The 12,493-nt window shown below is 67.7% G+C and carries 12 protein-coding genes; 2 read left to right on the top strand and 10 right to left on the bottom strand.

The features are described 5' to 3' along the window. Positions 1 to 113: 113 nt before the first annotated feature. Genes recN through I2456_RS12365 form a run of 7 tightly spaced genes read right to left on the bottom strand, consistent with a single transcriptional unit; the run spans position 114 to position 6,028 of the window. On the bottom strand, positions 114 to 1,862 hold the full coding sequence (gene recN / locus I2456_RS12395) for a DNA repair protein RecN (protein ID WP_085075423.1): 1,749 nt from the start codon (positions 1,860 to 1,862) through the stop codon (positions 114 to 116). A 4-nt stretch (positions 1,863 to 1,866) separates the two neighbouring features. Next, positions 1,867 to 2,790 carry an NAD kinase gene (locus I2456_RS12390; protein ID WP_082952199.1) on the bottom strand — a complete coding sequence of 308 codons (924 nt, stop codon included), beginning with the start codon at positions 2,788 to 2,790 and terminating at the stop codon, positions 1,867 to 1,869. Further along, entirely contained in the window at positions 2,787 to 3,596 is an 810-nt protein-coding gene (locus I2456_RS12385) for a TlyA family RNA methyltransferase (RefSeq protein WP_068029907.1), read from the bottom strand. The genes I2456_RS12390 and I2456_RS12385 overlap by 4 nt, the downstream gene beginning before the upstream one ends. A gap of 8 nt (positions 3,597 to 3,604) precedes the next feature. Continuing rightward, a complete protein-coding gene (locus tag I2456_RS12380; protein WP_116645642.1) occupies positions 3,605 to 3,775 on the bottom strand; it encodes a hypothetical protein in 171 nt (56 codons plus the stop codon). Positions 3,776 to 3,799: 24 nt separating this feature from the next. Beyond that, the gene (locus tag I2456_RS12375) at positions 3,800 to 4,819 is read right to left on the bottom strand and encodes an HAD-IIA family hydrolase (protein WP_085075425.1); all 1,020 of its coding nucleotides are present in this window, start codon (positions 4,817 to 4,819) and stop codon (positions 3,800 to 3,802) included. A 19-nt stretch (positions 4,820 to 4,838) separates the two neighbouring features. Beyond that, the gene (locus I2456_RS12370) at positions 4,839 to 5,669 is read right to left on the bottom strand and encodes a tetratricopeptide repeat protein (protein WP_082965724.1); all 831 of its coding nucleotides are present in this window, start codon (positions 5,667 to 5,669) and stop codon (positions 4,839 to 4,841) included. A gap of 44 nt (positions 5,670 to 5,713) precedes the next feature. Then, the gene (locus I2456_RS12365) at positions 5,714 to 6,028 is read right to left on the bottom strand and encodes a DUF732 domain-containing protein (RefSeq protein WP_371869924.1); all 315 of its coding nucleotides are present in this window, start codon (positions 6,026 to 6,028) and stop codon (positions 5,714 to 5,716) included. A gap of 618 nt (positions 6,029 to 6,646) precedes the next feature. On the opposite strand from I2456_RS12365, the gene I2456_RS12360 reads away from it, so the two are divergent. Together I2456_RS12360 and I2456_RS12355 are read left to right on the top strand one after the other, a co-directional pair. Beyond that, positions 6,647 to 7,894, top strand: coding sequence for a YcaO-like family protein (locus tag I2456_RS12360; protein ID WP_085073103.1), 1,248 nt, complete (start codon positions 6,647 to 6,649; stop codon positions 7,892 to 7,894). Beyond that, positions 7,891 to 9,324 carry a TfuA-like protein gene (locus I2456_RS12355; RefSeq protein WP_085073104.1) on the top strand — a complete coding sequence of 478 codons (1,434 nt, stop codon included), beginning with the start codon at positions 7,891 to 7,893 and terminating at the stop codon, positions 9,322 to 9,324. The genes I2456_RS12360 and I2456_RS12355 overlap by 4 nt, the downstream gene beginning before the upstream one ends. Here I2456_RS12355 and tyrS read toward each other — a convergent pair. The 3 genes from tyrS to I2456_RS12340 form a co-directional block, all read right to left on the bottom strand. Further along, positions 9,321 to 10,604, bottom strand: coding sequence for a tyrosine--tRNA ligase (tyrS, locus tag I2456_RS12350; protein ID WP_085073105.1), 1,284 nt, complete (start codon positions 10,602 to 10,604; stop codon positions 9,321 to 9,323). The genes I2456_RS12355 and tyrS overlap by 4 nt on opposite strands. Before the next feature lie 11 nt (positions 10,605 to 10,615). Beyond that, positions 10,616 to 11,227, bottom strand: coding sequence for a DNA-3-methyladenine glycosylase (locus I2456_RS12345; protein WP_085073106.1), 612 nt, complete (start codon positions 11,225 to 11,227; stop codon positions 10,616 to 10,618). Positions 11,228 to 11,313: 86 nt separating this feature from the next. Next, positions 11,314 to 12,456 carry an NHL repeat-containing protein gene (locus I2456_RS12340; protein WP_139823042.1) on the bottom strand — a complete coding sequence of 381 codons (1,143 nt, stop codon included), beginning with the start codon at positions 12,454 to 12,456 and terminating at the stop codon, positions 11,314 to 11,316. Positions 12,457 to 12,493 lie beyond the last annotated feature (37 nt).

The following is a 12,493-nucleotide window of genomic DNA, read 5'->3' as shown; positions in this document are numbered from 1 at the left end:
GAGTGTGCGCCCACGGCATCAACTGTGCGGTGACGGTTGAGCGGCCGTCGATTCCCCGCCTTGAAAGCACACTCGAAGCCGTCAGTGCACTGTCGACGCCCAACGCGGGAACGTTAGAGCTCGTCCTTCTGCGCGGCGTCCAGCAGTTCGCGAGCGTGCGCCCGGCCGCTGTCGGACTCCCCCAGCCCTGACAGCATTCGGGCCAGTTCGGCTACCCGATCGTCGCTGGTCAGCCGCCGCACACCGCTGGCGCCGTTGCGCCCGGTGCTGTGCACCATCAGATGCACGTCGGCGTAGGCAGCGACCTGCGGCAAGTGGGTGACGACGATGACCTGATGGGTGCGGGCCAGCCGGGCCAGCCGACGGCCGATCTGCACAGCGGCCCGGCCGCCGACGCCGGCGTCCACCTCGTCGAACACCATCGTGGTGCCCTCGGCCGACGCCGCCAGCACCACTTCCAACGCCAGCATCACCCGGGACAACTCACCCCCGGACGCGCTTTTGGCCAGCGGCAAGACCGTCATCCCGCGATGCGCCGCGAAACCAAACTCCACCACGTCGATGCCATCTGCCCCGGCGCGGACCAGCTCTCCGGTGGACAACTTCAGGGCCGCCGGATCGTCGGGTTCGGCGAGGTCGGTGGTCACACCGATCGTGAATTCGGCGTCGGCCATCGCCAGACCGGACAGCTCCGCGGTCACTTCTTTGGCCAGCTTCTTGGCCGCCTTCCGCCTGACCTTGCTCAGATCGACTGCTGCTGAAGCCAACTCACCGCCTAGCTCGCCGACACGGCGCTCCAGGGCGGCCAAACCTTCTTCGGACACATCGAGTTGCGCAAGCCGCTCGCGGGATTGGTTGGCCCAGTGCAGAACGCCGTCGATGTCGGCGGCGTACTTGCGGGTCAGCGTGCGCAGTTCGGCTTGACGGGCCAGTTTGGCATCAAGGGCGCTGGCGTCGGCGGGTAAGTCGTCGATGTAGGCGCCGAGTTCGCCGATGGCATCGACGACGACTGTCAGCGCCTCCCCGATCTGGGTCGCCAAGCCTTGCAGCGTGGCATCGTCGGTCGCTTGCAGCGCCGCTTTAGCCTGACCCAAACCCGTTGCGCCAGCACGGCTCTCGCTGTCGTCCGAGTCACCGCCCAGCGCGGCGCGCGCGGTCATTGCCGCTTCGCGAAGGGTGTCGAGTTCAGAGAGGCGCACAATCTCGGCGACGAGTGCGTCGTCTTCGCCCGGTTGCGGGTCGACGGTGTCGATCTCGTTGAGGGCGAATTTGAGCCGGTCTGCTTCCTGGGCGAGTTCACGTGCCCGGTCACGGCGGTCGATGAGGTCGCGGCGGGCCGACAGCCAGGCGCCGCGCAGTTTGCGGTAGCGCTCCAGCGCCGAACCGGCGGCCGCGAATCGATCCAGAGCTCCGCGCTGCTCCTCGGGTCGCATCAGCCGCAGTTGATCGTTTTGCCCGTGCAGGGTCAGCAGTTCGTTGGTGAAACCGCTCAGCGACTTGGCGGGCACGCTGCGACCGCCGAGGTAGGCGCGCGACGGCCCGTCGCGGTTGACCGATCGCAACGCAATGACGCTGCCGTCCTCGTCCCGTTCGGCGCCGGACGCGTCGAGAATCTCGCCGAGATGCGCGGCCGTCGCCTCGTCGAGATCGGTTGTGGTGAAGCGACCTTCGACGACCGCACGCTCGGCTCCGGACCGGACCCGGGTGGCGTCGGCGCGCGCCCCGCCGAGCAGATGCAGCCCGGTGACCACCATGGTCTTACCGGTGCCGGTTTCGCCCGTGAGCACCGTCAGCCCCCGATCGAACTCAGCGGTGGCAACGCTGATGGCGCCCAGCGACTCGATTCGGATTTCCGTCAGCACGCCATTACTGCCCGCGCCACCCGGTCACCGGCAACCGGAACTTCTTCACCAGCCGGTCGGTGAATGGCGCGCTGTCCAGCCGGGCCCATTTGACCGGCGTGTTGCAGCGAGTGACCTCGAGCCGACTGCCCGCCGGCACCACCATCTCGCGGCGGCCGTCGCAGAACACCAGGGCGTCGTGTCCACCGGCCTCGATCTCGATCGCGATGATGGCGTCGGGGCTGGTGACCATGGGCCGGCCGAACAGCGCGTGAGCGTTGTTGGGTACCACCAGGATCGCCTCCAGGTCGGGCCACAGGACCGGACCCCCGGCGGAGAAGGCGTACGCCGTCGACCCGGTGGGTGTGGAGACCAGTACGCCGTCGCAGCCGAACGTCGATACCGGTCGTCCGTCGATCTCGACGACTACACCGAGCACCCCTAACCGCGGGCCTTTTTCCAGGCTGGCTTCGTTCAGAGCCCAGCCCTGGTCGATGGTTTTGCCGCCTTGGCGTACCGCGACGTCGAGGGTCATGCGGTTCTCGACCTGGTAGTCCTTGGCGACGACGTGCTGCAGGACCAGGTCGAGTGCCTCGGCCTCGGCTTCGGCCAGGAATCCGATGCGGCCCAGATTGACGCCCAACACCGGAATGCCGACGTTGCGGGCCAGTTCGGCCGCCCGCAGGAAAGTGCCGTCGCCACCGAGTACCAGGACCAGTTCGCAGCCGTCCGCGGCCTGCGGGTCGGCGTCGATGACGTCGATCTCGACGCCCATGGCGCGCATGTCGTTGTCGTCCAGCCGTAGCGAGCCTCGGTCGACGGCCTCCGCGGACAGCGCGCGCATCGCGATGCCGTTGTCGTTCAACACCTTTTCGACACGTCGCGCGGTTTCGGTCGCTTCCTCGCGTCCGGTGTGCACGACCATCAGGACGGTGCGTTGAGCAGTCACTGCGGACCCTCCTTGACGGCCCCGCGCACAGCGTCGGCCAGTGCCGCATCGGCCAGCGCCCGATCAGTCTCGGCCCGCAACCACAGGAAGTATTCGACATTGCCCGACGGGCCCGGCAGCGGACTGGCGGTGACATCGACGGTGTGCCAGCCGAGCGCCTCGGCGCTGCGCGCGACGGCCAGCAACGCCCCCGCCCGCAACTGCGGGTCATGAACCACCCCACCGGGGCCCACCTGGCCCTTGCCCACTTCAAACTGCGGCTTCACCATGGGAACGATATCCGCGCCGGGCGAAGCGCAGCCAACCAGCGCGGGCAACACTGTCGCCAACGAGATGAAGGACAGGTCGGCCACCACCAGGTCGACGGGCCCGCCGATCGCCTCGGTGGACAGGTGACGCACATTGGTGCGCTCGACGACCACTACGCGCGGGTCGCTGCGCAGGGACCAGGCCAGCTGGCCGTACCCGACGTCGGCGGCGACGACTTGTGCGGCGCCCCGGTCCAGCAGGACCTCGGTGAAGCCTCCGGTGGACGCCCCGGCGTCCAGGCAACGACGGCCCTGCACGTCAAGAGCGAACGCGTCCAATGCACCGATCAGCTTGTGCGCCCCCCGCGACACCCAGGCGCGTTCGCCGTCGGCGCTCACCGTCAGCGATGCGGTCGCCGACACGGCGGTGGCGGGTTTCACCGCCGGCAGGCCGTCGATGCGTACCTTGCCGGCACCGATCAACTCGGCGGCCTGCTGACGGGACCGGGCCAGACCCCGCCGGACCAACTCGGCGTCAACCCGGGCATGCCGTGGCATGCGGCCACTCAGCCCTTCTCCGCCGACTCCAGCGCCGCCAGCAGTACCTCATGCGCCTCGGAGAGGCGGCGGGCGATGTCTTCCAGTTCGCTCAGCGAAGGCGGGTTGTCGGCGGCGTCGGGAAGTTGAGCCAGCAGCGCCTCAATTTCCCCGCGGATCTGGTCCGGATCGATAGTCATTGCGGTCCCTACGCTAGTGGTCGCCTAGTCGGCGCGCATTAACGACCAGCGCCGCAACCCCTCGCGGGCCTGGTCGTCGGCGCCCTCGATGTCGAAGTCGGGCTCGTCGAAGTCGGCGTCCCAGACCGCGCTGGCGACCGCCCGCACCATTGCCAGCCCGTCATCGTCGGCGCGGTCGTCTTCGCCCGTCGCACTCACCGTCACGGTCCGGTCTTGGATCTCGACGTGCCAGCCCGGCTGCGATCCCACCGCGAGCGTGGCGCCGTCGCGGTGCAACGAACGCAGATCGTGGCCGATGTAGGTGGGCCGGTGCACCGGTTCGGCGTACACGGCGTCGCGAGCGGAGTTCACCCCGGTCAGCACCATCAGGCTGGGCAGACCGGCGGCGTTGGCGCCCTCGATGTCGGTGTCCAGCCGGTCACCGACCACCAGCGGGTTGCGGAAGTCGCCGCGGCCGACCGCATCCTTCATCAATTGCGGACCCGGCTTGCCCGCCACCTGCGGCTGTGCCCCGGTGGCAGTGCGTAAGGCGGCCACCAGAGACCCGTTTCCCGGCAGCAGGCCTCGTTCGGTGGGCAGCGTCGGGTCGATGTTGGCGGCCACCCACACCGCACCGGCCTGGATGGCCAGCGCCGCCTCGGCGAGCTCGGGCCAGGCGACGGTCTTCGACAGGCCTTGTACGACCGCGACCGGATCGTCGTCGTAGTTGTGCACGGGGCACAGACCGGCCGCGGCGACCTCGTTGGCCAGCGCATCGGTGCCCACGATCAGCACCTTGGAGCCGGCCGGCAGCTGACCCGCCAACAGATGCGCGGCGCTTTGGGCACTGGTGACGACGTCATCCCCGGTGGCGGTGAATCCGAGTTCGCGCAGGTGCTCGGCCACTTCGTCGGCGCTGCGGGAGGCGTTGTTGGTGACAAACAGCGTCCGGCTGTTGACCGCATCCAGCGACTCCACCGCCCCATCGGTGGGCTGGTGGCCGCGAAACACCGTCCCGTCCAGATCCACCAGCAGGCAGTCGTATTCCTGGGCGAGTGTCTTGATGCCCTGCGAGCGCGTCACGTCAGCCAAGCTCGCTGACGCGATCTTCGGCATCGGTGACGCCTTCGACATCGGCGGCCGCCGATCGCAGGAACCAATCCAGCGCTTCGTTGGTGCGTCCCAGCGCCAGCAGGGTGTCGGCGTAGGCGTAGAAGAGCCGGGCTGCCGTCGAGCCGGTGCGGCTGGGGTCGAGTTGCGGGGTGGACAACACCGTCAGCGCCTGCTCGAGCTGCCCGAGGTCGGAGCGGGCCCCGGCCGCCACGATGCGCAACTCGTCGGCGTCATCACCGGTGAGCTGGGCAGCCTCCGGGCCGCGCGCCAGTTCGATGGCCCGTTCCGGACGGCCCAGGCCCCGTTCGCAATCGGCGATCAACGCCAGGAGTTGGGACTTGCTGCCCATGCGCCGGGCGGCGCGCAATTCGGCCAGCGCCTGCGCCCAGTCACCGGCCTGGTAGGCAGCGATTCCCACGGCTTCACGGACCGCGGCGATCCGGCTGGCGCGGGCCCGCGCGGCACGTGCGTGACTGAGAGCGGTTTGCGGGTCGTCGTCGATCAGCTCCCCGGCGGCCACCAAGTGCCGCGCCACGGCATCGGCGGTCGCGCGATCCAAGGTGCTCAGTTCGCGGCGGACTTCCGGCGCCAGCTGCCTGGCATCGATGTCGGGCGGGATCGGCGGACCGCTGTCGGTGGGGCGGTCGCTGTGCGCCGGAGTGCTGCGCGGTTGGGCCGTTCGCGCCCGGCCGGGACCGGACCACTGCCCGTCCTGCTCGCTCCGTGGCCGACGCCGAGGCGCTTCGCCAGATGCCGATCGCGGACGCCGCTCGTTACCGCGACCGTGCCGTTCGTCCACCACCTGGTCAGGTTACGGGCACGCGGGATCGGCGTGCACTTCCGGTGCTAGGCCTGCAGCCGGTGCGGCATGAGTGGGGCGATGACGGCGGGGCAGTATGTCGCAATCGCGACGATGGTGAAGGAGGCAGCCATGTCGCGGGCCATCCCGGTTTGTTCGGCCATTTCGGCAGTGATGAATTCGAACGTCCTGTTCCGCTCGACCACCATGGGGCAGACGGATCGGCCCAGCGCCATTGTGCTGGCCGGCTGGCTGTAAGGGATGCCCGCATTGTTCAAGGCCGTCAGAAACGCGTTGCCCATCATGTCGGCATGCGTCGGCGCCGCCACGACCGCCGACACGCCGAATGCCCCTGCAGTCACGCCCAGTACTCGCCAGGCTGCCGCAGTCCATGACGCACCGTGTGACGTTCCAAGCACCGTGACCACACTCCCTGTCCAGAGTCACGTTCTGCGCACAGTCCGGTAAAGGTTCGGCAGTGGCGCGTTGTGTCGTCAGTCTCGCGCCTGCACCAGCTAACGCGGTGGGTTTTCGCGAAGGTGGCACCGCGGTGTCCCCCGATCAGTGGACACCGCGCTCGGCAGGTTGGCGGAGCAGATATTCCACCCGACCATCAACTGGTTGTGGGATACCCGGGCGCTGCGATCGGCTCAATGATGGTTCTCGAAGCGGAAAACGGTTTCAGCGCAGATCCGCTCCCGATCGCATGAAAGTGAGGAGGTGACCACATGTCCCACGAGCTTCTGTTCTGCGAGACCGAGAACTCCTACTCGGCTCCGGCGTTCCGCGCCGATGACGCCGTCGAGTGACGTTCGCTGCCAGACCTCGGCGGGGGTCTCACCACCTCCCAGTCCCCCTCGAAGTGAGACCCCCGCCGAACATCCCAGACCCCCAGCGGGGTCTCATCGGTTCCCCCTCCCCCGTCCCCCCCGATGAGATCCCGCTGGATCATTTTTCCCACCCCTAAGTAGCGTGAGGCCATGTCGGAACTGCCAGGCCCAGGCACCGCCGCCCTGGCCGGACCGGATTGGTCGCACTGGCCGGCACGCATCCTCGGCCACGCCGATCCGCTGACCATCGACCACCAGGCCGGCACGCATCGCATCATCTCTCCGGAACGGACTTGGCAGGCTGTCCAGCCGCTACTGCAACCAGCCGGCATCACCCGGGTTGCCGACCTGACGTGGCTCGACGACCTCGGAATTCCTACCGTGCAGGCGGTGCGACCCGCCTCTCTGACGCTCTCGGTCAGCCAGGGCAAGGCCACCACCTACCGGGCGGCACAAGTCTCCGCCGTCATGGAGTCCCTGGAGAACTGGCACGTCGAGAACCTCACTCCTGATCTAAAAGCAACGGCCACAACAGATCTCGCCGCCGAGCTGACTTATGACCCGGCTGACCTCAACCGCCCGGCCGGCAGCCTGTATCACGCTGGCGCCAAGCTCGATTGGATGGTCGCCACGACCTTGCTGACCGGCCGTCGTACTTGGGTGCCGTGGTTGGCCACCGTCGTGAACGTGTCCGTCACCGACGCGTGGGGCCCACCGATGTTCGGCATGGACACCACGGGGTTGGCTTCGGGCAACAGCTATCACGAGGCCACCTTGCACGCGCTGTACGAGATCATGGAGCGCCATGCCATAGCCACCGCCATTCCGGGATCGACGTTGTTCGGTGTGCCACAACGCGAAGCGATTCGGTCCGACTGCGCTCAGTTGTTCGACATGGTCGAATCGGCCGGCAGCTCATTGCAGATTGCCCGCATCGACGCGTGGGACGGCTTCTATTGTTTTGCCGCCGAATTGACTTCGCCGATGATGGAAGTGCCGTTCAACGGCAGCGGGTTGCACCACGACCCGAACGTGGCGTTATCCCGCGCGATAACCGAAGCCGCGCAATCACGGCTGACCGCCATCAGCGGCGCCCGCGAGGACCTGCCGACCGCGATCTATCAGCGGTTCGCCCGCATGCACACCTACGCCCCGGCCACTCGGTCGATGCAGGCGATGCCCGACGCCGACCCGACACCCTGGCGCGCCGAGTACAGCAACAACCTGGCCGACCTGCTGGCGGCCGCCGCAACCGCCATCGCCGCCCGGACGGGCACCGAACCGCTGGCGGTGGTGTGTGACTTCCCCGCCGCCTGCGTTCCGGTGGTAAAGGCCGTCGCCCCCGGACTGGCGGCATCGATCAAGTCACCGATGCGTACCCCGCTGCAGGAAGCATGACGGGCCCCGGACGCGTCGTCGTCACCGCAGGCCCGACGATCAGCGCCGCAGACATCCACGCGATCATTCCCAACGCCGAAGTGGTGCCGCCGATCTCCTTCGGTCACGCGTTGGGATACGGGCTACGGCCAGGTGACACGCTGCTCATCGTCGACGGCTTGTTTTTTCAGCACGCATCGGTGCGGCACAAGGAACTACTCACCCTGATCGCCGACGGTGTGCGGGTGGTCGGTTCGTCGAGCATGGGCGCGTTGCGGGCGGCCGAGTTGCACCCGTTCGGAATGGAGGGCTACGGCTGGGTTTTCGAGGGTTACCGGGACGGGCTGCTCGAAGCCGACGACGAAGTGGGCATGGTGCATGGTGATCCCGATGACGACTACCCGGTCTTCGTCGATGCACTGGTCAATATTCGTCACACGGTGGCGCGGGCGGTCGAGTCCGGTGTTCTGTCCACGGCCTTGGCCGACCGCCTCATCGAGACGGCCCGCGCCACACCGTTCACCATGCGGACGTGGACGCGCCTACTGGATGCGGTAGGAGAGACCGAAAGTCGAAGCCTGGCAGCGCAATTGCGGTCGATGCGAGTCGACGTCAAACATGCCGACGCGCTGCTTGCCCTGGCCAAGGTGTTGCACGGTCCGCCCGCCGCCGCGGTGCGGCCGGGCCCGCCTCCGACGGTCTGGTCGGAGCGTTGGCGACAGCGCTGGGCACCGCCGACACCTGTACCTGCAGGCGACACGGTGGTCAAAGTCACTGATGCACAGGTCTTATCGCTGCTCAGTGTCTGCGCGATGGATCGATGGGCCTATCTGCCGGCACTGGAGCAAGTGGCCGCCTGGTATTGGCGCTCAATACATCCCGACGACGACAGCAGCGTTCGCGACCGTGCCGGGCGGGCGGTGGAACACGTCACCGCCGACACCTACCAGCGAGCCTTGGAAACCGTGGCACACCGCTACGCCGAGGCCACCGGAGTCATCGACGGCGACGGCTTCCCCGACACCATCCGTTCCTACTGGCTCACCGCCGCCGAGGAGCAGGAGCTGGCAGCCGACCCCGTGGGAGTGTCGGCCCGAATAGCGACCCGCACTTTGTTTTTCGCCCGGTCGTTGCCGGCCACACAGCACTTTCTCGATCTGGTGCGCCAGGATGCTCGGCTGTCCGAATGGCGCGCCGTCGCAGCGCACGCGTTGGCCAGGCGGGACGAATTGGCCCGGCAGAAGCCGCATTTGAATCTGCATCGGCCGGACCCGTTGCAGCTCAAGCGACTCTTCGGCCACCGGTGGGGCGCGCCGGTGGACCGAATCGAGCTGGCCTGCCGCGGCCTGATGAGCGACGACGCCTTCTACTCCGCGGCAACGCTGTTCGCGGTGGCAGCCGCCGACGACCAACTGCCCTCGATCGCGGTGGGCGCCTTGGGCAGCGGCTAACCGACGCGTTCTACCCCCGCAACGTTCCGCTTGCCGCGACGCAGCACCAGCCAGCGGCCGTGCAGGAAATCGCTGCCCTGCGGTGTCCATTCGTCGGACTCGATGCGGATGTTGTTGACCGACACGCCGCCCTCGCTGATCGTGCGTCGAGCCGCGCCCTTGCCCGCGGACAGCCCAGTGGCGACCAGCAGGTCGACGATCCCATCGGGAGCCCCGGGTTTCAGCTCCGCGACGGCGGTTTCGCGTAACGCGGCGGCCAGCGTCGCCTCGTCGAGTCGTTCCAGTTCACCGCGTCCGAACAGCGCCCGGCTGGCATGCTCGACGGCCTCGGTGGCAGCTTCCCCATGCACCAGCACGGTCAATTCGGTGGCCAGCCGGCGTTGGGCGGCCCGTTGCTGGGGACGCTCGGCGGTGGCCTGTTCCAGCTCGGCCAACTCCTCGGCCGACAGAAACGTGAACCACCGCAAGTAGCGGATGACATCGGCGTCGGCGGTGTTGATGAAGTATTGGTACCAGGCGTAGGGGCTGGTCATTTGCGGGTCGAGCCATAGGCTGCCGCCACCGGTGGACTTGCCGAACTTGGTGCCGTCCGCCGCCGTCACCAGGGGAACCGTCAGCGCATGCACGGTGGCACCGAGTTTCTGGCGTACCAGCCGCACCCCGGCGATGATGTTTCCCCACTGGTCCGAACCACCGATCTGCAGTGCGCAGCCGTGGCGTCGGTGCAGTTCCACGTAATCGTTGGCCTGCAGCAGCATGTAGCTGAATTCGGTGTAGGAGATGCCCTCGCCCTCGAGACGCCGCCGAATGGTGTCGCGGTCGAGCATTACATTGACCGAGAAGTGCTTTCCGAGATCACGCAGGAATTCGATGGTGGACATGGCTTGTGTCCACTCCAGGTTGTTCTCGACGATCGCCCCGGTCGGCGAGTCGTCGAAATCGACGAAGCGTTCCAGCTGTCCGCGAATCCGCTCGGTCCATTCGGCGACGGTGTCGACCTCCTGCAGGCTGCGCTCACCCACTTCGCGTGGGTCACCGATCATGCCGGTCGCCCCGCCGGCGAGGACCACCGGCCGGTGCCCGGCGCGCTGGAAGCGGCGCAACGCCAACAAAGGCACCAGATGCCCGGCATGCAGGCTCGCCGCGGTCGGGTCGAAACCGGCATACACGGTGATCGGGCCGCGCTGCGTTTCGGCGGCCAACGAGTCCAGATCGGTCGACTGCGCGATCAATCCGCGCCAGCCCAACTCGTCCAGAATCGGTGCAGACTGTGAAGACATCGCGCACGACTTTAGTCGCTGGCACCGGGTGCGGGCGCTCGCGGGCTGCGCCGGTAGGCCGACACCTCGGGTCGGCCCGCCAGCCACAATCGCCACGGCCGGTCGGCGGCTTGGGAGACGCCAACGCGCGGGCCTGCGGTGGCGGTGAGCGGTTCGCGCAGTTGCAGGGTCACCGCGGCGGCCGGGTCGAACACGTCGATGCCGTTGTCGTCCATGGTGATTCCCAGTGCAGAGCACAGATTTCCCGGCCCGCGGGCCAATGCGGCCGTGCGAACCAGTTCCCCGCGCCTTCGCCGTGCCACCTCTATGCCGTCCTCGATCGCGCAGGCCCGCAGCAACACCGCAGCGGCCGTCCCGTCGGGTCCGCAGGCGACGTTGGCGCACACATGGATTCCGTGGCTGCGGTAGGTGTACAGCCGCCCGGGCGGTCCGAACATGACGGCGTTACGGCCGCTGCGGCCGCGGTAGGAATGCGCCGCGGCATCGGGCCACGGCCCGTCGGGAACACCGCCGTATGCCTCCACCTCGACGACGAGGGCGCGCACGCCCCGGCTGACGAGGGTCGCGCCGAGCAGTCGATGCGCGGCCGCGACCGGGTCGACCAACAGCTCGTCTGCAGGCACCCACCGAACCTACCGGGGACGCGAGCAGCGCAATTTCCCGGTTGCTCCCGCGGCAAAGGTGGGCCTGCTCGCGGCGCCGTGGGCGATCAGCGCGCCGGTAGCTTGAGCACGAAACCCTCAGAGTCGTCGGACGCGAGTTCCCATTTATCGAATAGAGTTTCGGGCTGCCGCGAACCGGTGTGATCTGTGACGTACAGGTTTCCGCGGGTGTCCACGGCTAAACCCTGGGGGTCGACGAAGGGGAATCCCCCGGGCAACTCCGTCCAGGTGTCCGATCCCGGGGCCCACCTCATGACGCCTCCTTTGTCGCCGGACGTGATCACGTAGAGGTCGCCGGCGGGGCCCACGGCCACGTACTGCTCCGTGCCGGCGGACGGCAATGTGGTCCAGCCGCCCGCCCCGGGCGCCAGCCTCACCAGGTAACTGCAGTTGCTCTTTCTGCAGCTGGTGTTGACGCTGGCGTAGAGGGTGCCCATGGCATCGACCGCTAGATCGTTCGGACTGACCCATCGGCCCAACGACGGCAGCTCGGTTTGAGTTTTCGACCCCGCCGCAAGCTTCACCACCCGATAGTCATTACGGTCCGCGACGTAGACAGTGCCGGCGGCGTCCACCGCTAATCCCTCCGGAAAGTCCAGACCCCGGAACGGCAGCACAGTTTGGGAGCTCGACCCGACCGCCAGCTCGAGCACCCGATTGTGGCCGCTGTCGGTGACGTACACGTTGCCATCGCCATCCACCGCGATACCGCCGGTGGAGTTGTCGACGACGCCCGCGGAGAGGTCGAGTCCGGTAAACGGCAGCACGATTTGCGTGTTCGACCCGGCCATCAGCTTGAGCACCCGATTGGTGCGCCCGTCGGTGACGTAGACGTTGCCTGCGGCATCCACCGCCACGCCATGCGGAACACGCAGGTCGGTGAACGGCAGCGCGAACGGCCGTTCCCGGTCCGCCTTCAGCTGCTGGTCTTTGCGTTGCTGGCTGCCCCAGATGCTGCTAACGCTCATCATCATTGCGGGAACCACGACGAACATGACCGCGGCGACGATGACGCCATAGATCCAGAGCTTGCGTTTGGGCCGGGCCAGTGGCGCACCACCCGGGGTGGCCGCGACGTTGCCGTCGGCCCCGGCCCTGTCTTCCAACTGGGCCACCAGGCCGAATTTCTCGACGAGCGTCAGCCAATCGGCGTCCGAGACGATGAACGCCGGTTGATCGGCCGAAGGCACCTGGCCGCGCCACGCAAACCGGTAGGTGAGCTTTGCC

It is taken from the genome of Mycobacterium kubicae, assembly GCF_015689175.1.
GTDB lineage: Bacteria > Actinomycetota > Actinomycetes > Mycobacteriales > Mycobacteriaceae > Mycobacterium > Mycobacterium kubicae.
Note: the sequence above shows the minus strand (reverse complement) of the source record. Positions and strands in the feature narration are given on the sequence as shown.